Consider the following 21,097-nt stretch of genomic DNA (forward strand, 5'->3'; position numbering starts at 1 on the left):
TTGCTGGTTGCCCAGGAGATGAACTTTTCCGCCGCTTCGGTCTTCTTCGAGGAAGCCGGGATGGCGAGGTTCCATGCCCAGAGCCAGTTGCCGCGTTTGCCAAGGCCCTTATCCGGAGCCAGAGCGAAGCCGACCTTGTCGGCGACCTTCGATTCCTTCGGATCGGAAACGAAGGAGGCAGCAACGGTGGCGTCGATCCACATGCCGCACTTGCCGGACTGGAACAGGGCCAGGTTCTCATTGAAGCCGTTGGAAGAAGCACCCGGAGGGCCGGCATCCTTCATCAGCTTGACGTAGAAGTCGAGCGTGTCCTTCCATTCCGGCTGGTCGAACTGCGCCTTCCACTTCTCATCAAACCAGCGAGCGCCGAATGAATTCGACATCGCCGTCAGGAACGCCATGTTCTCGCCCCAGCCTGCCTTGCCGCGAAGGCAGATACCGTAGACTTCTTGGTCCTTGTCGGTGATCTTGCGGGCGGCATCGGCGATGAAGTCCCAGGTCGGAGCATCCGGCATCTTGAGACCGGCCTTCTCGAACAGGTCCTTGCGGTACATCACCATCGAGCTTTCGCCGTAGAACGGTGCCGCATAGAGCTTGCCGTCGGTCGTCAGACCGCTGCGAATGGCCGGAAGAAGGTCATTCACGTCGTAGTCCTTGTCGGCGGCAAGCTTGTCGAGCGGCAGCAGCCAACCTTTCTTTGCCCAGATCGGGACTTCATAGGTGCCGATGGTCAGGATATCGTACTGGCCGCCCTTGGTGGCGATGTCGGTCGTAACCTTCTGGCGCAATACGTTTTCTTCGAGCGTGACCCATTGCAGGTCGATGCCGGGGTTCTTGGCTTTGAAATCATCCGTAAGCTTCTGCATACGGACCATATCGCCGTTGTTTACGGTAGCTATTGTCAAGGTCTCGGCCATAACCGTTGTGCCGAAGGCAAGCGAAATTAGGGCACCGAGCGCCCCCACGACATAATGTTTCATTAGAATCCTCCCAAACATCTCACCTCGCACCGCCGTTCATTCCTTCAAAGGTGAGTGGGGGCGAAATTAGATGATCTGCACACACGAACTAGCGCTTCAGCAATCAAAAACTGGTACTTTTACGCACAGTGCGGCGTGTGGAGAACATTTGAGAGTTGGAATTATATCAAATAATTTGGAGCGGGTGAGCTGGTACACTATGAATTCCCGTGCGTGTCATTCTATGAGACACCACATACCATGGGAACGACTGAGAATTTACTCGTGGTAGAATCTATGCCAAAATTAAGGATGATCAACGATCCGCTTTCTTCCGTCCTCGCCTTGATGGGTACGAGGATCATATGTGCTGCCGTGTTCAAGGCGGGAACTGACTGGGCCATGCGCTTTCCACCCCCCGATAAGATCAAGTTCTTTGTTGTTACACGGGGCGAGTGCCTCGCGAAAATCGATGGTATTGACCATCAATATCATGTGCGGGAAGGCGACGTATTTCTGATTTCGAAACAAAGCTCGTTTACCCTCGCCGCACAAGAACTGGCGCCGGTCCAAAATGGGATCGATATGCTTTCCACGAGCGAGGTCCTTGTTGATTTCGGCGGCGACGATTTGATGTTTTTTGCTGGCCATGTCGATTTAGATTCGATTAGCGGAATCGCGCTTTTGGAGCAATTGCCTCCCGCAATTCACGTTTCCGCAGATTCGTCCCAGGCCCGGACCCTTTCATTTCTTATCGAGCAACTTGTTGAGGAGTATCTAACGTGCATGCCGGGCGCAGCACATGGAAGTAACGCAATAGCGCAGTTAATCTTCCTCCAGTTATTACGGAGCCGAATATCTGACCTGCACGATACCCCTATCGGCTGGCTGAGGGCTCTGGGCGATCCCAATCTAGCCACAGCACTCACTGTCATGCATGCTGACCCCGGTCACGCCTGGACCCTGACAGAATTAGCTAAAGTCGCAGGACTTTCGCGCACAGGATTCGCTGTCCGCTTTAAGTTAGCGGCTGGTATTCCTCCGCTGACTTACCTGAAAGAATGGCGGATGAGGCTAGCCGAGCGTGGGCTAAGGGACGGAACCCCGCTCTCTAAACTGGCTGAAACAGCCGGCTATGCGTCAGAAGCTGCCTTTAGCAGTGCTTTCAAGAGAGTTTTCGGTTTGGCGCCTACGCACTACCTTAGTCGACTCCCGATAGCCGATTACACGAAATAACCCTTCGAGCCCTCTTCATAGCCGTAAATTGCGACCACTACATTTCGTGAACGCTCGCGCATGTAAGTTGTACGTCTGAGCATTCATCGTTCCACGCGCCAAGTCTACAATAACACCTGCTGGCAGTTTGGTCGTTGTGATACCTCATCGCTACTTCGGGCGCATGTTGTCAATCTCTTCGGGTTTGCTGCCAAAGGTTCGAACATTAAAAGGCATACCGATATGAAACTTGAACAGAAGGTCGCACTAGTAACCGGTGGAACACGTGGCATTGGTCGAGCGACTGCTGCGCTTTTCGCAGCGGAAGGTGCCCGTGTTTTCATCACGGGTAGGAACAAAGACGAGGTGGCTTCCGTAGCTTCGCAGCTTGGGCCTAGCGTCACGGGGGTGACCGGCGACGCCACGAACCACAAAGATTTGGACGCTCTCTTTCAGACGATAGGAAACGAAGCGGGCAGACTGGACGTAGTGTTTCCAAACGTAGGCGCTGTCGGTCAGGCGCCACTAGGGGCGATAACGGAGGATTTGTATAACCAAGTCTTTTCGACGAACATTTTAGGCACAATTCTAACAGTCCAGGGGGCTCTTCCACTGATGAAAGGCGGTGGTTCCATCATTTTGAACGCAGGAATACTGGGCATCAAAGGATGGCCAGCCGTTAGCATTATGGCCGCTAGTAAAGCTGCCGTTAGGTCGTTTGCTCGGAGCTGGTCGGCTGACCTAAAGGGCCAAGGAATTAGGGTCAACGCGGTGAGCCCCGGGCCAATCGACACCCCCGGTCTACGCGACTCGCTCGGTTCCGGTCCGCAAGTCGGTGAAGTGTTATCGTACTTCGTTCAATCTATCCCGCTTGGCCGCATCGGCCTTCCCGAAGATATTGCCAAGGCGGTCCTGTTCTTGGCCAGCGATGACAGCAGCTTCATCACTGGCGCCGAACTATTCGTTGACGGAGGGATGGCGCAAGTTTGATGGCCTGGGCCGCCCTTCCTTCTTGAAGGCAGGCGGCCCCCTGCGTCTTCCGATAGTAAAATTCCGCGGGTGAGGATCTACCCCGTCAAAAGGCAGCTGGTTCGTGCCTGACACCATGTAAATGTGGAAGGGGCCGAACCGTGTATATACTGGACTGATGCGTTTTTATATCGCTTTCTGACGCCCCAACTAGGCAACACGTTGGGAGTTGTCTAATCGCACCCCACCCGTCAAGGCAGTTCTTGCAATGCGTTATCCCAATCGGGTTGCGGCCAGGCAACCCAATACGGAGCTGATCTTTGGTTCGAGCCCTCAGCGGCCATGTCATCTTCATGAGCTATCCCGTGCCGGGAGCAGGGTTGTCTCCGCGGTCGACAAAGGTCGCCGCATAATGGGTCTTCGCAGGTTGCGATCTTCCTATGTATTGCGCGCAGTCTTAAAGAGCGCAAGATCATCATAGCCGCTCAAAAGCTCTCTCACATGACCATCAAATGCCCGGCCTTTACTTTTGGGAACGATCAGACCAAACCTCTTCAATACCCCCGGATCTGGTTGCTGAGCTGAGTTGAGATGCTCAGGAGCTGATTGCGTGCCCCGACCAGCGTCCGCGTTAGCATGCTGTCGAATGATTTGACCCGAACCTCTTTGTAGAAACCGGCTTCGGCTAGCTGGGCCAGGCCATCCGCATCATTCGCATCCGTCTTGTTGAGTGTCTCATCCAGAACCTTCTGCGCGTGCCGAGCTTCGATGCAAATCGCGGGCAGTCCTTCCGCAGTCAGTGCATGATAGAACCACGTCGAGAGCGGCCCGGTCTCGAAGACGATGCGCTTGACGTTCGGGGCATGCTTGCGGATCATCTGCGCCAGGACATGCGGATCTGAGGGCCCTTTTCCTCGCCAGATCCGCTTACCATCTTCTCGAATGGCAATCGCAGTATTTTTCAACGAAACGTCGAGTCCCATATATTGGTCCATGGTTGCCTCCCATTTGATGCTTGGGCCCGGTTCGAATCGTGACCCCGTACTTCCATCTTATCGGGGGCAACCAGCCAAATCCGCCATCATCCAGGAACATGGCCGCAGGGATCGCGCCGCGATTACCCCATGTATTGCCCCGGTATTGACACGCGCTCGTCGTAAGAGCAATTCGGGAAGCGTGTCCGGGTTATTGAACCTATGGGCCTAACGATACCCAAACGGGAAATACCCAGGCGCAGTCGCGACGGCAAATCGGTACTTTTTTTGCAGATCTAAAAACGAGTGCCTCGATCGCTACGATCGTATCCGGCTCTCCCGTGAATTTTGAAGTTGGGCAATATGCGCTCTAGCCGCATAGCTTGATGGCAACATCGACCGTGCGAGTCTTTTCCGCACCAGCCGTCATAACACCGGACGATATGCAGTTAGAAATGGATTTCGTTGTGGAAACAAAGAGGCGGTCTGTTTCGTGCCATGTTGCCGCTTCCCGTACAAAGGAAAAGTGCCGGCAATTTCATCAATCGTTGCCGGCTGTTCAAATGCTAGCTGCCGTCGGATTATAAAGGGAAGATCGAGATCGACGACGTGTTAACAGCAAATGTGCAACGTTCGCCCTGAGCAGGTTGCTCTTGGCCCCTTGCGGTCTTGAGCGTTACTCTGTTCGATCCAAGTTCAATAATGTTTCGGTAGTGATCTCCATGGAAAACGCGGCTGATAACGACCCCAGAAAGCTCTTGTTGGTCGGGAGTGTTTGTGGTCACGTAAAACAAATCTTCACATCGAATGAATGCGTTAACTTGTTGTCCATGTTGGAAAGGTTGGCTCGCATGGGCGCGCAACTGCTGGCCGCCGGGCAGTTCTAAGATGATCCATTGCGAAGACGCGTGCTTCACCGTTGCATACAGACAATTATTGTCGCCGACGAAGCCCGCAACAAAGCTGTCGGCAGGCTCCGAGTAGATGGCTTTAGGCGTGTCAAGTTGCACAATTCGCCCCTGATTGAAGACTGCAACGCGATCAGACATGGTCATTGCCTCAGACTGATCATGGGTAACATAAAGCACCGTCAGGGCGAGCTCCCTGTGGAGTCGTGAGAGTTCAAGTTGCATCTCTTCTCGCAACTGCCGATCAAGGGCGCCCAGTGGTTCATCCATCAAGACTAGCTTAGGATTAAAGACCAACGCTCGGGCGATTGCCACACGCTGCTGTTGGCCTCCTGACAACTGACCCGGCTTCCGATCCATCACCTTGCCGAGGTGAACCATCTCCAATGACTTCGTGACGCGGGCCGCAATTTCGTCCCTCGGCCGCCCCCGAATCGCGAGGGGAAATGCTACATTCTGAGCTACGGTCATATGTGGGAAGAGTGCATAATTCTGGAAGACCATCCCCATACCCCGATGTTGAGGAGCAAGCTCTGTTATATTGGTGCCTTCTAGATGGATCGTTCCAGTCGAGGGTGTTTCGAAGCCCGCCACCATCATGAGAGTGGATGTCTTACCGCTGCCGGATGGACCAAGGAACGATATGAACTCGCCCTTTTCCACACGGAGATCAACATCTGTTACCGCTAGATGTCTCGCATCATAGGATTTGCTGATCCCCGACAGCGTCAGCAACGGACTGGGCGTATGTGCGTTCATCGGTGCGCTGCCTCTGTAGCGAAGGTTTTGATGGATGGTCATTGATTACGCCTCTTGAGCAATTCCAAAACGAGCGTGAACAAAATGGAGGTAGCCACTAGGATCGTTGCGGCGACCGCCATAACGGGAGAGGCACCATCACGAAGTCCGGCAAAGAGTTCTAGCGGAAGCGTCTTCTGTTGAGGCCCGGCGAGCATCCCAGAAATGACCACTTCATCGAGGGATATAGCAAGAGCAAAGAAACTTCCGGCCAATAGGCCTGGCAGCGTGAGGGGCAAGACAATCTTGACGAACGCCTGCCTTGGTGACGCACCCAGAGATAGTGCGGCCCTAGTCAAATTTTCATCATATCCTTCAAGCACACCCGAGACCGTGATCAACACAATAGGCGCCGATATTGCAGCGTGCGTGACAATGAGTCCTAGATAGGAGTTAGCCAATCCAATAGGCGCATAAGACACATATGCGCTTACCGCGAATACTACGGTTGGAGTGATGATTGGGAAAGCGCAAATTGCGCGCAGGACCGCTGCTGGGCGACTATTTAGTGCCTTTAGTCCGATCGCAGCCATAGTGCCTAATGTGGTAGCGATTGCGGTCGCGCAGAGGCCGACAAACGCGCTGTTGCCAAGTGAATGCAACCATCGTTCCGTCGTCCAGAATTCAGCCCACCACTCCAATGAGCCTCCGCTCAGGGGCAAGGCCATAAACCTGTTCGGGCTGAATGAAAGCAAGACGATCAGGGCGACGGGTAATAGAAGAAAAGTCAAGATGAGGCAACAGACGATACGCCATGCTGAGACCCTGGTCGAGATTCTATCCCAGCGTCTTGTTGCGATGACTTGGTTCGGGAATTCGGAAACGCTCATCGCGTGCGACTCCTGCTGAGCATGTAGCCGTAGATTGAGAATCCGCAAATTGTTGCAGCGAGCAACCAAACCGACAACGCCGCAGCCATTGGTTCATTAGAAGTCTTCACGGTGAAAAGAGAGATGAACGAGGACACCATCTGATCTGCGCTGCCACCTAAAACCAGCGGAAGTACATAGTTGCCCAACGATAACGCAAAAACCAGCATACCAGCCGCGCCGATAACCGGGTACGTAAGGGGAAAATAGACTTTCCAAAAAGCGGAAGCGGGAGAGGCTCCAAGCGAAAGGGCCGCCTTGACGTAGTTAGGCGAGATGTTTTTCATCCCAGCGAACATTGGCAGAGTTGCTACCGGCATCAATAGCTGCACAAATCCAATGTAAACCGCGGTGCGGGTGAACAAGAGCGACGGCACAGACTCCAAGCCAAAAAGAGAACTTGCGACCACTGAGAGAACGCCGCCTTGTTTAAAGAAGCTAAACCAGGCGAATGTGTTCACCAGTGTGGACGTCCAGAACGGAAGCAAGACGAGTATGAACAGGATATTCTGTATCTTCTCACTTCGGAGCGACATATAGTATGCTAACGGGTAGGAGACGCAGATCGTTAATATCGCTGTTACGAAACTGACCCACAAAGATCGCAGGAGCACATCGCGGTAGATTGCATCGCGTCTGTCTATATATTCAAGTCTTCCATCCACCACTCGAAGGTCGATCGATGCCAGGAGATAACGAAGTGTCCATGGCGAGGATGCATCAGCGATGGCAGCCCAAGTCGCAGGTTCGGACCAAACTGGCGATATAGCCTCAAAATCTTGCGCTGTCAGACCATCTTCTTTTCCAGTTCTCAGGGAACGTGACGTCTTAGACATCAAACCTCTAAACCCGGGAATGTCCTGGTTCAATCGCGCTCCGAGATCTGAGAGCGCACCCGGACTCGCTTTCATAATATCGCGACCGAAAGAGGCGTAAGTCGGGGCACCCGGGGGCGAGTGATGATCCCACCCCCTCAGGCTTTCTACAGTCTCCGGCAACGCGTTTACTACCCGTGTATCCCATACTGACTTCGAGAGCATCACTGAGACAGGTGCGAAGAAGAAGACAGCGAGGAACACAAGCATGGGCGCGCACAGGAGATATGCTTTTGTAATCTTGCTCATCGATTTGTCCGGGAGACTAAACTATTTGGAAGACCACTGCTCAAAGCGCGCGTTCAACTCCTCAATATGCGCTACCCAAAACCCCGAGTCAGTTTGTATCGCATGCGCGATGTTCTCGGGCGCGATGGGCAAGTCTTTAAGACGGGTTTTGTCAATTAAAGGTACCGCTTTTGAGTTCGCAGGACCGTAATCACGGATCTTAACGAACGAAGCCTGGGTCTCTGGTTTTGACCAAAGCGCTAAGAATTCGTTGGTCTCCTTCTCCGGTGCGTTTGCCGCTACCACCCAGTAATCGGTCTGATAGAAACTCTCGTCCCAGAGCATTCCCACATTCACGCCATCCTGCTGTGACTTCAGAAAGTCGGATGAGTAGATCGCGCTGAGAACGGTGTCGCCGGATGTCAGCGTCTGGATGGGTTGCGATCCACCTTCCCAAAAGATCAAGTTGTCCTTGATAGTATCGAGCTTGGCGAACGCTCTGTCGACACCTTCTGGAGTATTTAGGACCTTATACAGGTCGGCAGGTGCAACGCCGTCACCAAGTAGAGCGATTTCCAGCGCGTATTTTGGGCCGCGGCGAAGCGACCTTTTGCCCGGATATTTCTTTAGATCGAAAAAGTCCTTCCAACTTTTCGGTGCTTCTACAGTCTTATCCTTGTTCCAAGCCAATCCGACGCTCCAAAGAATGGTTCCCACGCCACACTCAGTCGCCGCGCCCGGAATATAATCGGACTTGTAGCCAACAACCTCCCAATTGATCGGCTTGAAGAGTCCATCTTGGCATCCGAGAGCTTCCTCCTCTGCTTCGACCTCAATAACGTCCCAGTTGGATACGCCGCTAGCAAGCTTCGCTCGCAACGTACCAATGCCGCCTTGCCAGGTGTCAAGGACAATCTGATTTCCCGTCTGCCGTGTATATGGGTCGTACAGAACCTGCTTGAGGCCTTCCTGGAATATGCCACCCCAGTCGACGACAGTGAGAGACTCAGATGCGTGCGCGCCAATCGGCACCAACAATGAGAGGCAAAAAGCCACGGAATTTACAATTTTCATTTTTATGTTCCCCTTTCGTTTTAGTTGGATCAATTAGTAACATTTCCCTCCAGCACACGGACTGTCGCCTCGTGAGCAGCCGCGAGACCTTTTACGAGCGTATCGATTTGGTCTCGGTCAATGATGAGAGGGGGACTCATGACGATAGAGTCCTTCACGCCTCTAACGATAATTTTCTCTTCGAGCGCGCGGCTTGACAGAATAGCCCCAGCGGATTGCGCGAACGTAGTAAGGGGCGTCCGGTCTGGTGAGAGTTGCACCGCAGCCAGCAAGCCAATACCGCGAACTTCACCTACAAACGGCTTTCCAAGAAACGTCTCTCGCAGTCTATCCTGGAGGTAGTGGCCAATGTCCTTCACATGCTCGACAATTTTTCGTTCGTCGTAGATCTTAATCGCTTCGAGAGCGACAGCCGCACAGACGGGATGCCCAGAATGCGTGAAGCCGTGGGAAAGTCCTCCTGCCCGACCCGTTTCTTCGGCCAGAGCGTCGTACAATTCCTCCGTAAGAAGGGTTGCGGATATCGGCTGGTAGCCAGAGGAGATCTGCTTTCCGCACGTCAAAATGTCTGGACGCAAACCATAGAGATCTGAGCCCCAGTATTCACCTGTGCGCCCAAATCCACATATGATTTCGTCAGCGATCAACAAGATGCCGTGTTTCTTCAAAACCGGCACGATTGCTTCGAAATAGCCTTCGGGAGGAACTATAACTCCTCCCGCTCCCATTATCGGCTCAGCAATGAACGCACCGATGGTTTCTGGGCCTTCCGACAGGATCAGCGCTTCAAGGCTGTGGGCTAGTCGCTTCGAGAACTCCTGCTCGGTTTCACCCGCCGCCGCGTAACGCCAATAATGCGGGCTGTCTGTGTGCCGCGAGATTGCCGCAGGCAAATCGAAGCCATCATGCATATTCGGTAGACCGCACAGGCTGGCCGCCATTGTCGTTGAACCGTGATAGCCGTCTTTGCGAGAAATGATTTTCTTACGGTTGGGTTTACCGCGCAGGTTATTGTATTTCCATACGAGCTTAATCGCCGTCTCGTTTGCCTCAGAACCGGATGTCGAGAAGAATACTCTCGTGAGGTTGCTCGGTGCACGGTCAATCAATTCACGAGCCAGCCGATCGGCCGGCGCGTGTGACGACGACATGAAAATATGGTAAAATGGGAGTTCGCTCATTTGCCGATAGGCAGCGTCGGCGAGCCGAGGCTCGCTGAACCCTAGCGACACGCACCACAAGCCGGCCATTGCCTCCAGATACACGGCACCATCGTCATTCGCGACGAAAACGCCCTTGCCGGTCTTCATCACTAGGGGCGGCTTTGTCTTCAACGCCTCCAGATTTGTGAATGGGTGAATAACAGCGCTTTCAGGAATATTTCTCATGTTGCCTCTGCGTAGCCTGGTTTTCGGAAATGTTACGCTGGTCCCGGAAGCCCGCTATCCGCTTTGCGAACGGTGAAACTTGACGCTTCACCGAAATAAAATTAGCATTTAGCAAATCGATTATAAAATAAAAAATGGGGACTAAAATGGTGAAGGTATCACAAACGCTTTCACGAAGCGTGAATGAGCAGGCTCGATCACTGGACCAATGGGACCAGCGTTACAACCAAATCTCTAGTGGTGAATTTAGTGGCACCACTGAAATGGTCGATTTTGAGGATCTCATGTTGGCCAGGGAAATGATGACCTCGCAGGTGGAACAGCGGGCAAGTCCACCGGAAGGTTTCGTCGCTTTTTCAATACCCTCAGTTCCAAATCAGATCGTCCACCTCGATGAGAAAAGGGAGCAAAACCGTGTGGGCCTGATGTGGAGCGGTACGCGCTATCATGCGATGACTGAGCGGGCGTCTCATATCGTTGTCGTTACTATGAGACAGCAAATGCTCTTCGGTGCTCTGGACGAGCTGGAAATGAAGTGCCCAAAAACAGGTTCGATTGCGGTGGGCAATGTGTCTGCTTTGTTCGAACGGTTAGACGGATTGCTCGCACTGATAAAGGCAAAACCCGAAATACTGTCTGATGATGCGTTCTGCCGACGAACCGTGGGGTACATCGTTGCGCAATGCGCTCGGGCAATCTCACAGGACGGCTCCCCGTTGGATTCAAAATCATCTTGGAGAATAGATCGGAAACGGATAGTCCGTGCGTCATGTGACGCTGCCGACGAGGCAGGTGTCGAACGAGCGACATTGGCGCTAATGCAAAGGACATGCAGAGTAAGTCCGAGGATCCTGCAATATGCATTTCAAGAGGTGCTTGGGATTTCTCCGCTTCGATGGCTTAAACTTGCACGGCTGAACAAAGCGCGCAGAGATCTCGAAAGCAATGCCTTTACGAGCGTTACCGACGCAGCTCTTTGTTCCTCGTTCAATCATCTTGGACGCTTCTCAACAAGTTACCGAATGCTGTTCGGAGAAAGCCCAAATCAGACGCTTCAAAAGTTCCAAGGTTGCGTGGCGGAATTGCCGGCAATGTAAGCCATTGCTAAATGATGGTCAGCCGTTTTTAAGCTCGTCAGCGGTTCCGCGGTCGTCTAGAGCTCGTCTCGAAGCCGCCTTAGTCGGTCTCCAATGAGCCCCGCAATCCCAATGAGAGATCGGCTCGAATCCCGTGCCGGCAAAAGAGGCATCCACTTCAGTTCATGAATTTGGCACAAACACCTTGAAATCTTGCATCCTCCTTGGATTGTCCCTTGAAACCCATCTACTTGCGGGAGCAAGCGAAAGACTCGGCGCGCTGCGGGATCTTGTCGAACCAGCTAACGGCAGCGCGCCCAAGAGTTCCATAAACTGGATTATCTGTTTTTATCTAAGATATTGATTTACAATATTTTTATTATGATTTCTGACAACAGACATCCGCCTAAGTAGCGCAAAACCAAGCTCGTATTTTCAAGGGCTTTGAGCCAACGGTTCTGTCGCAAACTTTTCGGTAATGGTGATCTGGCGTGAAGCTGTATCCATTTTCAGCCCCGGAAACCATCTCGAGCCTGATCGCGAACTTCCTGGAGCAGAGCTGAGGGCCTCCGGTCAAAGCGCCTGCAACCAAAGCAAAGGCGAGCGAGAGATACCCGCTCCCCTTTGCCGCCACGGTCGCTCGACGCCTCCGTCCGCAAGCGTAACGTCAAGGCGTACTCCTGTTATTCCCGTTATATCCTTAATTTGCGGATGCAGGACCGAGAGTCTGACGGAAGAATTCGAGGACGGTAGCATCGAGCGACCTGTGAAACGCGACCCGATCAAATCCCGCCTGATCCGTGCAGATTTCAGACTGCGAGTTGGCCAGGGCGGGTGGGCATGGTGCCAGAAAGGCGAAATGGGCCGAACCGGGCACGACGTGGAAGTCCGGCTTGTGAGGCAGATTAACCGCCAGCGCGCCGACATTGCTCGGCAGCACGCCATCACCGCCATGCTCCGAACTCCAGAGTTGGATCGGAACGTCAATTGCCTTCAGGCTTTCCTTCGTCGAAAAGAAGCTCAGCGGATCGGCAAGAGCCAAAGCTTTTATGCGGGGATCTCGGGAAAGCGGTTCTGCCGGTATTTCGTTGCGGCGTATCTCGCCACAGATCGGAGCAGGCTCCGGACAGGGAACCGTGGCGTCATGAAAGTCGGGGACCGCGCCCGCAAGCACGAGCCCCGTATATCCGCCACGGGAAAAGCCAAAGAAACCGATGCGGTCCGGATCTATTTTTTCCGCCTGCGGCCAGTCCGTTACCAGGAAGTCGATTAAGCGCTTAACGTCCCGGGGCCGCTGAAACATGATCGAGATATCGCCCGACCGGTTGAGATTGGAAAAATTATCGCCGGGATGATTGAGCGCCACCACCAGGAAGCCGGCATCGGCCAACGTTTCCGCGATATCGTGGTGATTGAGGGAACCTCCACCGTGCCCATGCGAGATGACGACGAGCGGCAGCCTGCTGCCGGCAATCGGGCAGTTGCGGACGGCAGCCACAGTCATCGGTCCAAGCTTCACCTCCTTCGGCGGCATCGCGCAGGGCGACCATACAAAGGCGCTCAGGGCCGGATTGTCCGCCGTTGCAGGAACCTGAATGGACGTCAGACCGGCCGCTCGAGCCGATGAGGCCGTCAGACCAAGGGCTAAGAGAAATCCAATCTTCAAGAAACGCATTTTCTTCTCCGGGAACAGGATCAGGGGAGGCAAGGGGGAGTGATATCGACACGCCGGCACTGATGGCCGGCATGTTCCGTTCGGAAATCTGATCTCGAACAGTTCAGGCTACGATGTGACGCAGCGGGATCAGCAGATCGGTGGCTATTTCGTGCTCCATCACCTTGGCCGGATGGTTGAGGTAGAGCTCGATTATCGGGCGGTCGTCAGGCTCGTAACCGCTCTGCGGCAGCCAGCCGCCGAAGAGCGTCTGAAAGGTCGGTGAAATAAGGGTATATGAACCCATGAGCCGATAGCAGGCGTAGAGGCCGCCGGGCAGATCACGCTGCTCCAGCCCCTCGGCCGCGACATCGTCCGGCGAAAGTATGACAGCGGCAAAGTACCAGACCCCGCCCCCTGTTCGGGATCGCCGGATCCGATGCCGATACGTGTCATGTCATGCCAGGCGCGCCCGTGCTCCGTCAGCCTTTGCGCAAGCCGGCGATAGGTGTGCGGTATCGTCTGGGCCGGCCCTTCGTGACGCAATCCAAAGAGTGTTGCGGGAGGTCGATCGTCGACCATAACGGTGGGCAGATTTGCAGTGATCGCCTGTTGTTGCAACTGGAATGCAGTCGGCGTGAGGCCGGTCATGCCGCGAAAGGCGCGGGCGAAGCTCTGCGAGCTGTCATAGCCTGCCTCAAGCGCCGCCTCGGTGACCGTAGCAGGACTCGCGGCCAATTGATTTGCGGCCTGCGCAAGCCGCACCCTGCGGATTGTGGCGGCTACGCTTTCGCCTGTCATCGCCCGATAGATCCTGTGAAAATGGAACGGCGAAAAATGGGCGACCGCCGCCAGGCTTTCGACGGAATGGGGTGCTGCTGGATCGACCATGATCGCTTCGATGACCCGGGCAATGCGCCGACGATAGTTTTGTTCTGTAACGGTTTTCATGGCATCGAGCCTTAGCACGACTTGTGCGGCGACGTGGTGCAGCAATTGCGGATTTTGCTCTGCTGTCTGCTCTTAGTCGCAACGTGCTCAGCTCGCTTTCGCGCGGCGATCCATTCGGTGTGCGGTAGCATCCTTCATAGTTCCAGAGGCTCTATCAACTTACCCGTCAAGCCAGCGCACCGTAATCGCCGCGCCGAAATGCTGGACGTTCCTGAACACGCGCGAAGTAGGCGGCGACAGCGCGCAGCCGGGGGCGTTCGATGGGTGTTTTGAGCCAGCGATTGACCGAGAGGCCGATCACGATATCGGCGACGGTGAATTCCTCACCCGCAACGAAAGGCATTCCCGACGAAAGCTGCTTTTCCAGAATTTCCATTTTGCTATTCCAATCGCAGGTGCTTGCGGCAATCACTGCGGGTTCCGCGTAAGCCGCATCCTTTCGAACCAAACCAAGAAAGGCACCGCGCCAGGCACTGTTCAGATCGGTCGCCTGCCAGTCCATCCATCTTTCGACCAGAGCTCTCGGCCAGGGGCTCAGAGGTAGGAGATCCTCGCAGCCGTATTTGGATGCGAGGTAGCGGCAGATCGTATTGGACTCCCACAACACGCCTTCTTCGCTTTCGACAACCGGCACCAGTCCGTTTGGATTGAGAGCGAGGAACGTCGGCTGTGCGGTTGACGAAAATCCAAGCCCCCAGTCCTCGCGCACATAATCGATGCCTATCTCGTCACACGTCCATAACACCTTACGAACATTGATAGACGACACCCTGCCGAGAATACGAAGAACAGTCATAATCCACTCCGATGTACTGGAATCTTGGGTAACTGAGGGCTCGCGTGCTTGCACGCAGCAAAAATGTCATTGCGACAACAAACTTCGCGTCTCTCCGCTCGGTGCGGTGGCCAATCGCCTGGCGGTGCCGGCGAATTGCCGGCGCGGAAAAATGTGTAGGTATTGATTTGCTTCATGATTCACCCCAGTTTCGAATTTCGTGATGAATTGACTGCATACTTGAACGATCAAGCTTGCAATATTTCAAGCTGTCGCCGTTCAGCCTAAGACAGCAGACATCATAAGATTGTATTTACGACCCACGTGTACCCCGTGGCCGATTGATCCGTTTCTTAAGATTGCCTAGGTTGTGCTGCTTTTCTCATGGCAGACCAGTGACAGCGATGGACCGATCAACTTTAGAGGCCTACGACCGTAACGCGGCGCTTTTTGCAGCCGACTGGCAAGCACAGTCCACGCCGACAGATCTTCAAGAGGTGGTTCGGCGATTTTTCAGGCCGGGGCTAACGGCGGATATCGGCTGTGGAAGCGGTCGTGACACAGCATGGCTTTGCCAAAACGGCTTTTCCGCAATCGGCTACGATCCATCTGAAGGACTATTGGCCGAGGCGCGCCGCCTCTATCCAGATCTCCACTTCGAGTGTAGCGCTCTCCCCGCGCTTGAGGGAGTCGCAAGTGGCGCGTTCGCGAATGTTCTTTGCGAGACGGTTATCATGCATCTTGCACCCGCAATGATATCGGATGCGGTGCGCCGGCTGCTTTCCCTTCTCGAACCTGACGGAACGCTATATCTCAGTTGGCGTCTGAATGAGACCGGCAGCCGCCGGGATAAGCATGGGCGTCTGTATGCAAACTTCGACGGCGATCTGGTGCGGGGCGTGCTGGATGCTGCTACGGTCCTGCTTGACGAACAGCTCGAGAGTGCTTCGTCCGGCAAGATGGTGCGCCGTATCGTGGCAAGAACATCAGCAATCTAGCACGATTATTACCAATCAATTTAGCCCTGGCCGATATCCCGTCGGCCAGTGAAGCACCAGGAGTTGAACACATGAAAATTCCCGCCTGTCCTTTCACAATCACGGACTGGAGCGAGGTGGCTCCCACCGTACATGAAGGAGAGATCGGAAGCGCCACATGGCGCACGGTTAACATCGGCGACCTGCGGGTGCGCATGGTCGAATACTCAGCCGGATACCTCGCCGATCATTGGTGCGATCGCGGCCACGTTCTCCTTGTCCTGGAAGGTGAGCTCGAAACCGAGCTCCAGGATGGTCGGAAGTTCAAGCTGAAGCCAGGCATGAGTTACCAGGTCTCTGATTTTGGTGATGCTGCCCACCGATCCTTCACCAGAACGGGTGTGAAACTGTTCATTGTGGACTGATCGTCGAAAAGAGCAAATGCCGGAATGCGGGCCAATACACCATGAGTTAAAGGTGGTGGGCGATCCAAGCTGAAGATCCCAAGTTCCGGGCAAATACTTAACACTTGACCTGGTCGCGGAGGCTCGCGCCGAGTGTTCTCAGGATCTGGTAGCGTCCGGTCGCTTGCAGGATCCGCACCATCTCGGCTTCGTCGGGAGCAGAGCCGCCGTGCCGAGCGCGCAGGCTTGGCGCCGACGTTCTGCGAACGGACTGCGCATTCTCCAAAAACATGTCCAGCTGAGACGTCATGGCCTATCCGACGAAAATGATCCCCCAAATCTAAAACGTCGGTTGCCCGATCAGAAGCATTTAGCACAGCCGGGTAGGCCATACCCACTGCTATTCGACGTCGTGGCGACTATCAGTGGCTTCGCCTGGATGGCGCGTGGACCGCTGTGTCACCGATCACGATGTCCATATAATCATCCGCGAGTTCCATCAGAGCGTCTGCTATGCGTTCGGGCTCCCATCCGTCATCTAGGAGTTCCTCCACCGCCGTGGCGATGTTTTGCCGGAGTTGTTCGCGACACTGCCGCTTCGACTGATCTGCAAAACCGATCAACCATCCTTTTCCTGGCATGTGCAACTCCTTCTTCATGACGACAGACATTCCGTCGCGGAGAAGATATGGCGGAAGTCCCATACGAACAACCGGGCAAGGGAACTTTGGAGAATAACCCTGCCACGATCATCCGGCAGACGAGCCAAGCCACGAAAATCAACGACGCGGATGCAAATCATTGACCTGTTATTGCCAAACCTGATCGATTAGGGTCAGCCTGTTGGGAGATGCAGGGTCTTTCGACAATGCAACTCAAAACCATGGAGCGTATGGTAGTGACGGATTTTATCGAGAAATGGTCTGCCCGGAAGGCGGATAAACCGAAGGCTGGCGCACGGAATGTCGTTGAGACGTTTAGGTTAAGGGTCGCAGAGCAGAAGGATTATCTGGAAGCGTATGAACGCGATCCTGCTGGGTTCAACAAATGGCGCTCAAGCTGGTTCCAGCGCGTTCCCGGCGGTTTTGGCGTGAGCATTGGCCGCGACGCGATCAGCGCAGGGCAGGGGCTGAGCTACGTCGTCGTGGAGACGGCAAAGGAAGTGGCCGAGTTTCTCGATGATCTCGCCCAGCATGCTGAAGAGGATTTGGGTTTTCAGAAAGCGCTCGAGGAAAACCGCGCCCGCCGCGCGGCGGTATTGAGTGCGGCAAAGGCGCAATCCAAGGCAGCCAAGTCCGCATCAGTGAAGTCTCCCACCAGAGCCCCGCGGGCGAAGCTTGGCCCGAGAAAAGCCCCGGCCAAAGCAGACGATTAAGGCGGAGGCTTAAAATCTCGCTACATGCAATGCTGAGCCCGCTTCGCGCGGGCTTTGTCTTCGCGAAGCTGGGAGCCAATCAAAAAGGGCTGGCCGCCTACGCCGACCTAACGAACACAGTATCCTCCGGCATAGGCATCCGCCCATCCTACGCGCAGTTCCAGCCGCCGTACTGGCAGGTTCCTCGCCGCATCGGCCGGAAAGCCTTGATCGAAGGAGCGGCGGCACGATTGACGCGAACGCACCGGAACGCCAGTAGCACCAACCCAAACGGGTAGCTCAACTAAACCAATGGTAGATGCTAATATTCTAATTGCCGGCCTGAATGCCACCCTCGGGTTGGACAGTGCAGCGTCCGAAGGTTGCCCCTTATATTGCCGTCGGACGCACCCCTCTCGATATCGCCCTTTCCTCATCGGTGCTTCCACCACACGCTTGGGTCGATGTTCTATGGCTCAGAGTTACTCCAGCAGAGCATGCAGCTCGTCGGCGATACCGGAACGGTCTCGAGACCATCGTGGCGGAGGTGCAGGAAATCAAGCACCATGTCTCCGCAATCGTGGAATCAGCTCAAGAGCAGTCTTCCAGGCTTCAGCAGATCAACACGGCCGTCAATCAATTGGACCAGGATACGCAGAAGAACGCGGCTACGGTCGAAGAGGCTATAGCTGCAAACTACAGTTTGGCTAACGAGGTTCGAACACTGGAAAGCTCCCATTCAGCAAAAACCATTGAATTTCTGCCCGGCGATAAGTAATCTGCAACCTTAGCTAGGTTCAATGTCTTCCAGCCGCATGGAGACATCAATGTTACTGGGCCTGCAGAACATCATCCTCAGAATGGTTGCGCAGGGCGACGAGCTCCAAGCGACCTTGGAGAGACTTTGCGTCGAGGTCGAGCACCTCCTGCCGGGCGCTGTTGCATCGGTACTAACCTTGGATGATCAGGGACGCCTACACCCATGTGCTGCGCCCGGCTTGCCTTTAAGCTACTCAATGGCGCTTGATGATGTCGAAATCGGCCCGGCGGTCGGTTCGTGTGGGTCTGCGGCATTTTTTGGCGAAGCGGTGATCGTTGATGATATCGAGCAAGATCCTCGATGGGCTGATTTCAAGGCCCTCGCATTGCCGCACAGCCTCAGGGCATGTTATTCGAGCCCGATCTTTGGTAGCAAGGGCAAAATCCTTGGCACATTCGCACTCTATTTTCGGTATGCGCGTGCACCGTCTTTGCTTGAGCAAGCTATCGTAGAAAGCTGTTTGCCGCTTTGCATGATTGCGCTGGAGCGGCACGAGCGTTTGCGGGAGCACCGCCGACTTGCCTTCACCGACATCCTGACCGGGCTACCAAATCGCGCAAGGTTCAACGTCGCGATGGACGAAATGTCGCCGGGCGACTGGGCGCTTCTGCTTGTCGACGTCGATAATTTGAAGATCGTCAACGACACATTCGGCCATGCGGCGGGCGACGACCTGATTGCATCGGTCGCACGAGGGTTGCTGAGCGTCGTCAGCCCTCGAGCCGTCTATCGTCTGGGGGGCGACGAGTTCGCAATCGTCCTTGATCACGCTTCGGTCACTGAAGCGGAAGAAATCGCCACTGAATTTGCCCGGAAGGTCCATCAGCCGACTATATGCGCCGGTCATACGGTGTTTCCATCTATCACCGTCGGAATCGCGCATTCTGAGCAAAGACATTCGACTGAAGAAATCCGCCATCTCGCCGACCTCGCCCTTTACCATGCAAAGGACACAGTTCGCGGCGGCTTCGTCACCTACGACGCGGCTCTGACTTCGACAATCGCAAAGCGCTACGAAGTTGTGCAGACCGTCGCGGCGGCCTTGAGGGACGAACGAATCGAAGCTTGGTACCAACCGATCGTCCGCATCGATACCGGAGAGATCGTCGGCGTCGAAGCTTTGGCGCGCCTACGTCTGGCGAGCGGCGAAGTGTTGCCGGCCGCCGTTTTCCAGGAAGCAACGAAAGACGCCCATGTGGCGGCATCCCTCACACGCTTGATGATCAACTGCATTTCGATGGACATCGGTCACTGGCTTAGATCGGGCATTCCAATCCAGCATGTGGGCATCAATCTCTCAGCCGCGGATTTTCAATGCGAGGATTTTCCGCAGAGTCTCCAAGCCGCGTTCGAACGAGAGGGAGTTCCGCTCCATCATGCAATTCTTGAGGTGACCGAATCCGTTTATCTCGGCGGACGAGATCAGATCGTTGCCAAGAAGATAGCCGCGATGCGTGCGGCTGGCTTCAAGATTGCGCTGGATGACTTCGGCACTGGCTTTGCCTCGCTCACACACCTGATCACAATCCCGGTCGACGTGATCAAGATCGACAAATCGTTTACCGATCGTTTGGGTGACGATGATGTCGGCATAGCAATTGTCGAAGGCATACTCCACATCGCCAGGCGAATGGGAGTCCCTGTGGTCGCAGAAGGTGTGGAAACCCCAGCGCAGGCCGACATACTCCTGGCCCGTGGCTGCACCCTTGGCCAAGGCTATCTTTATGCCAAGGCGATGCCCGCGTCCGAAATGGCTGTGCTGCTCCGGACCCACGGTCAGAAGACGGACAAGGTCGTCGGTGAAAAGCCACAGGACGGCCTGCGGCACGTTGGCCGGTCGCGTTGACGGGGCGCGTGCGCGGCAAGTCGATCCTGCTCAGACAGAATGGCTGGGTAAGAGGTTTGCGTGCTGCTGACCGAAGGCCGGTGGCACTGTTGCAAAAACCGCGTTGATGTCCGAAAGAGGGCCGCAGATTTTCAGCGAGATTTTTAATGAACGATTTCAAATGGCGTCATTTTGAGGGCGTGATTATCCTTTGGACGGTGCGATGGTATTGCCGCTACGGCATCAGCTACCGTGATCTCGAGGCCGACCGCAAAGAGACGATCAGGCGCAACTTTGAAGATTGCCGCGAGCATCTCCTTAATTGCCTCCGTGGGGCCGGCTGAGGTCGAGATTCTACCAGGCCCTTCCCCCAAAAGTTACCTCGGCAAAGGGCGGACAGGACTGTGAAATTCTTTGTTATTTCCCACCGACTCCGGGCTATCGCAAGATGGGAATTGGCCTGAATTCTTGTAAGAAATTTCACATCCGAGGCCTAAATATCATTACATACTTATCAAGTATGAGCAAACGGCCAGCGATTAGAAATTGTTCTGTTGTTTAGCGCGTCAATAATAACTGAATATATATCGGTTTGGATTATTGCAGTTAAATTTGCTACTTTGTTTGGCAAAATGGTTAAGATCTTAATATGTTGTATTTAGAAGCCCCATGGCCGTCCTGTATGTCGGTTTTAAGTTCTAAGGATTCTACCATGAAGAAAATCTTTGCATTGGCCTTGTTTGTATTAGCGTCTCCTTTCGGGGCGCAGGCTGCGACTTTGACATTTCCCGGTGACAAGCCCGTCGCAAGTATCACCATTCCGGATAGCTGGAAGCCGGAGGAAACCGACGGTGGCGTTCAGGGGACCTCTGACGATTCTGCGGTCTACCTTTCAGTCGAGGTCGCCAACGGCAAATCCATGGAGAAAGTTGTTACCGGTGCAATCGATTTTCTCGCAAAGAACAAAGTAACGATCGACCCATCTACCCAAAAGGAGACACCTG

At 54.4% G+C, this 21,097-nt stretch carries 18 protein-coding genes and 5 pseudogenes; 10 read left to right on the top strand and 13 right to left on the bottom strand.

Features of this window, described 5'->3' with window-relative positions; genetic code table 11:
- Positions 1-986: sugar ABC transporter substrate-binding protein (locus FHX05_RS29415; protein ID WP_183876382.1), on the bottom strand; the 986-nt coding region annotated here is incomplete at its 3' end.
- 234 nt (positions 987-1,220) lie between these two features.
- Between FHX05_RS29415 and FHX05_RS29420 the strand changes: the two genes are divergently transcribed.
- Positions 1,221-2,195 carry an AraC family transcriptional regulator gene (locus FHX05_RS29420; protein ID WP_183715345.1) on the top strand — a complete coding sequence of 325 codons (975 nt, stop codon included), beginning with the start codon at positions 1,221-1,223 and terminating at the stop codon, positions 2,193-2,195.
- 222 nt (positions 2,196-2,417) lie between these two features.
- A complete protein-coding gene (locus FHX05_RS29425) occupies positions 2,418-3,164 on the top strand; it encodes an SDR family oxidoreductase (RefSeq protein WP_183715347.1) in 747 nt (248 codons plus the stop codon).
- A 459-nt stretch (positions 3,165-3,623) separates the two neighbouring features.
- Here FHX05_RS29425 and FHX05_RS29430 read toward each other — a convergent pair.
- From FHX05_RS29430 to FHX05_RS29455, 6 genes and pseudogenes are all read right to left on the bottom strand, one after another.
- Positions 3,624-4,138: pseudogene (locus tag FHX05_RS29430) on the bottom strand (transposase); the annotation flags it as partial.
- A 560-nt stretch (positions 4,139-4,698) separates the two neighbouring features.
- On the bottom strand, positions 4,699-5,826 hold the full coding sequence (locus FHX05_RS29435) for an ABC transporter ATP-binding protein (protein WP_348648363.1): 1,128 nt from the start codon (positions 5,824-5,826) through the stop codon (positions 4,699-4,701).
- Positions 5,823-6,653, bottom strand: coding sequence for an ABC transporter permease (locus FHX05_RS29440; protein WP_183715349.1), 831 nt, complete (start codon positions 6,651-6,653; stop codon positions 5,823-5,825). The genes FHX05_RS29435 and FHX05_RS29440 overlap by 4 nt, the downstream gene beginning before the upstream one ends.
- Positions 6,650-7,816, bottom strand: a complete 1,167-nt coding sequence (locus FHX05_RS29445) for an ABC transporter permease subunit (protein WP_183876377.1) — start codon at positions 7,814-7,816, stop codon at positions 6,650-6,652. Before FHX05_RS29445 ends, FHX05_RS29440 begins: the two co-directional genes overlap by 4 nt.
- A gap of 21 nt (positions 7,817-7,837) precedes the next feature.
- Entirely contained in the window at positions 7,838-8,869 is a 1,032-nt protein-coding gene (locus FHX05_RS29450) for an extracellular solute-binding protein (RefSeq protein ID WP_183715353.1), read from the bottom strand.
- 29 nt (positions 8,870-8,898) lie between these two features.
- Complete coding sequence (locus FHX05_RS29455; protein ID WP_183715355.1) at positions 8,899-10,257, bottom strand: aminotransferase; 1,359 nt, start codon at positions 10,255-10,257, stop codon at positions 8,899-8,901.
- Positions 10,258-10,403: 146 nt separating this feature from the next.
- On the opposite strand from FHX05_RS29455, the gene FHX05_RS29460 reads away from it, so the two are divergent.
- Positions 10,404-11,354, top strand: coding sequence for a helix-turn-helix domain-containing protein (locus tag FHX05_RS29460; RefSeq protein ID WP_183715357.1), 951 nt, complete (start codon positions 10,404-10,406; stop codon positions 11,352-11,354).
- Positions 11,355-12,033: 679 nt separating this feature from the next.
- Here FHX05_RS29460 and FHX05_RS29465 read toward each other — a convergent pair.
- The 4 genes and pseudogenes from FHX05_RS29465 to FHX05_RS29475 form a co-directional block, all read right to left on the bottom strand.
- Positions 12,034-13,008 carry an alpha/beta fold hydrolase gene (locus FHX05_RS29465; RefSeq protein WP_183876378.1) on the bottom strand — a complete coding sequence of 325 codons (975 nt, stop codon included), beginning with the start codon at positions 13,006-13,008 and terminating at the stop codon, positions 12,034-12,036.
- 103 nt (positions 13,009-13,111) lie between these two features.
- Positions 13,112-13,423: a GyrI-like domain-containing protein gene (locus tag FHX05_RS30690; protein ID WP_348648364.1), complete on the bottom strand. Its 312-nt coding sequence runs from the start codon at positions 13,421-13,423 to the stop codon at positions 13,112-13,114.
- A 245-nt stretch (positions 13,424-13,668) separates the two neighbouring features.
- Positions 13,669-13,938 (bottom strand): annotated as a pseudogene (locus FHX05_RS30915) (AraC family transcriptional regulator); the annotation flags it as partial.
- A gap of 166 nt (positions 13,939-14,104) precedes the next feature.
- Positions 14,105-14,734 (bottom strand): glutathione S-transferase, encoded by a 630-nt coding sequence (locus FHX05_RS29475; protein ID WP_210295039.1) that lies wholly within the window; start codon positions 14,732-14,734, stop codon positions 14,105-14,107.
- Positions 14,735-15,117: 383 nt separating this feature from the next.
- Here FHX05_RS29475 and FHX05_RS29480 point away from each other — a divergent pair, with 383 nt between their 5' ends.
- Positions 15,118-15,711, top strand: coding sequence for a class I SAM-dependent methyltransferase (locus FHX05_RS29480; protein WP_183876384.1), 594 nt, complete (start codon positions 15,118-15,120; stop codon positions 15,709-15,711).
- A gap of 71 nt (positions 15,712-15,782) precedes the next feature.
- A complete protein-coding gene (locus tag FHX05_RS29485; RefSeq protein ID WP_183876379.1) occupies positions 15,783-16,115 on the top strand; it encodes a DHCW motif cupin fold protein in 333 nt (110 codons plus the stop codon).
- Between the two features lie 97 nt (positions 16,116-16,212).
- Here the strand turns inward: FHX05_RS29485 and FHX05_RS29490 are convergent, their stop codons facing one another.
- Together FHX05_RS29490 and FHX05_RS29495 are read right to left on the bottom strand one after the other, a co-directional pair.
- Positions 16,213-16,404, bottom strand: coding sequence for a hypothetical protein (locus FHX05_RS29490; RefSeq protein WP_183876380.1), 192 nt, complete (start codon positions 16,402-16,404; stop codon positions 16,213-16,215).
- Positions 16,405-16,516: 112 nt separating this feature from the next.
- The gene (locus FHX05_RS29495) at positions 16,517-16,753 is read right to left on the bottom strand and encodes a hypothetical protein (protein WP_112339763.1); all 237 of its coding nucleotides are present in this window, start codon (positions 16,751-16,753) and stop codon (positions 16,517-16,519) included.
- A 209-nt stretch (positions 16,754-16,962) separates the two neighbouring features.
- On the opposite strand from FHX05_RS29495, the gene FHX05_RS29500 reads away from it, so the two are divergent.
- The 5 genes and pseudogenes from FHX05_RS29500 to FHX05_RS29520 form a co-directional block, all read left to right on the top strand.
- Complete coding sequence (locus FHX05_RS29500; RefSeq protein ID WP_246699162.1) at positions 16,963-17,469, top strand: hypothetical protein; 507 nt, start codon at positions 16,963-16,965, stop codon at positions 17,467-17,469.
- A gap of 455 nt (positions 17,470-17,924) precedes the next feature.
- Positions 17,925-18,175 (top strand): annotated as a pseudogene (locus FHX05_RS29505) (methyl-accepting chemotaxis protein); the annotation flags it as partial.
- 100 nt (positions 18,176-18,275) lie between these two features.
- Entirely contained in the window at positions 18,276-20,114 is a 1,839-nt protein-coding gene (locus FHX05_RS29510; RefSeq protein WP_183876381.1) for a sensor domain-containing phosphodiesterase, read from the top strand.
- A 146-nt stretch (positions 20,115-20,260) separates the two neighbouring features.
- Positions 20,261-20,356: pseudogene (locus tag FHX05_RS29515) on the top strand (IS6 family transposase); the annotation flags it as partial.
- A 449-nt stretch (positions 20,357-20,805) separates the two neighbouring features.
- Positions 20,806-21,097, top strand: a pseudogene (locus FHX05_RS29520) (histidine kinase); the annotation flags it as partial.

Origin of the sequence: Rhizobium sp. BK491 (genome assembly GCF_014194925.1) — a bacterium.
Lineage (GTDB): Bacteria > Pseudomonadota > Alphaproteobacteria > Rhizobiales > Rhizobiaceae > Rhizobium.

Coding starts and splice junctions, on each gene's coding strand:
- FHX05_RS29495 (WP_112339763.1), bottom strand. CDS start 16,753: ATGAAGAAGGAGTTGCACATGCCAGGAAAAGGATGGTTGATCGGTTTT.
- FHX05_RS29435 (WP_348648363.1), bottom strand. CDS start 5,826: ATGACCATCCATCAAAACCTTCGCTACAGAGGCAGCGCACCGATGAAC.
- FHX05_RS29450 (WP_183715353.1), bottom strand. CDS start 8,869: ATGAAAATTGTAAATTCCGTGGCTTTTTGCCTCTCATTGTTGGTGCCG.
- FHX05_RS29480 (WP_183876384.1), top strand. CDS start 15,118: ATGGACCGATCAACTTTAGAGGCCTACGACCGTAACGCGGCGCTTTTT.
- FHX05_RS29420 (WP_183715345.1), top strand. CDS start 1,221: ATGGGAACGACTGAGAATTTACTCGTGGTAGAATCTATGCCAAAATTA.
- FHX05_RS29465 (WP_183876378.1), bottom strand. CDS start 13,008: ATGCGTTTCTTGAAGATTGGATTTCTCTTAGCCCTTGGTCTGACGGCC.
- FHX05_RS29490 (WP_183876380.1), bottom strand. CDS start 16,404: ATGACGTCTCAGCTGGACATGTTTTTGGAGAATGCGCAGTCCGTTCGC.
- FHX05_RS29455 (WP_183715355.1), bottom strand. CDS start 10,257: ATGAGAAATATTCCTGAAAGCGCTGTTATTCACCCATTCACAAATCTG.
- FHX05_RS29440 (WP_183715349.1), bottom strand. CDS start 6,653: ATGAGCGTTTCCGAATTCCCGAACCAAGTCATCGCAACAAGACGCTGG.
- FHX05_RS29445 (WP_183876377.1), bottom strand. CDS start 7,816: ATGAGCAAGATTACAAAAGCATATCTCCTGTGCGCGCCCATGCTTGTG.
- FHX05_RS29475 (WP_210295039.1), bottom strand. CDS start 14,734: ATGACTGTTCTTCGTATTCTCGGCAGGGTGTCGTCTATCAATGTTCGT.
- FHX05_RS29500 (WP_246699162.1), top strand. CDS start 16,963: ATGCAACTCAAAACCATGGAGCGTATGGTAGTGACGGATTTTATCGAG.
- FHX05_RS29425 (WP_183715347.1), top strand. CDS start 2,418: ATGAAACTTGAACAGAAGGTCGCACTAGTAACCGGTGGAACACGTGGC.
- FHX05_RS29485 (WP_183876379.1), top strand. CDS start 15,783: ATGAAAATTCCCGCCTGTCCTTTCACAATCACGGACTGGAGCGAGGTG.
- FHX05_RS29510 (WP_183876381.1), top strand. CDS start 18,276: ATGTTACTGGGCCTGCAGAACATCATCCTCAGAATGGTTGCGCAGGGC.
- FHX05_RS29460 (WP_183715357.1), top strand. CDS start 10,404: ATGGTGAAGGTATCACAAACGCTTTCACGAAGCGTGAATGAGCAGGCT.